The organism is Bradyrhizobium ferriligni, from assembly GCF_056837965.1.
Genome location: NZ_JBXEJO010000319.1, coordinates 1 through 428, shown reverse-complemented (window position 1 = coordinate 428; position 428 = coordinate 1). Strand labels below are relative to the sequence as shown.

Here is a 428-nt window from a genome sequence, read left to right as displayed (position 1 = left end):
TTATTTTTTATCCAGTAAAGATTTTTAGAACTAATTAATAAGTGAAAAAATGTTTCTATTGAATCTTTAGACTTTTGTTGTTACAAATATAATAATAATAATAGCCGTAAATCACAAGCGATGATGACAACAACCTCAGATGTGTGATTCTGCACCTCTCGGGTGTGTGCGGGGGTGAAAGTATAGTCCAATTCTAGAACACAATCCCCTACCACAGGTGGGGCATATATGATCAAGGTTAGACATGTGGGTGTTGTGTGTTCTGCCTTTTCGTCCAGCTCGTTTTCTCTGTGCCTTAAAGGCACGATGATTCTCAGCTATGCGGGTTCCTCTTGTATTGTTACAGCGCCACATTTGGCGATCTTGCGCCAAGGATTCCCAGCACTTGGTGTTTATTTCGAAGCATTTCAGAGACACTTTAAGAGTGT

1 protein-coding gene is annotated in these 428 nt (G+C 40.0%); it reads left to right on the top strand.

All coding sequences use genetic code 11. From position 1 onward, the window contains the following. Positions 1 to 228 precede the first annotated feature (228 nt). A partial coding sequence (locus tag AC1VNY_RS42750; protein WP_482409713.1) for a hypothetical protein occupies positions 229 to 428 on the top strand: 200 nt, incomplete at its 3' end.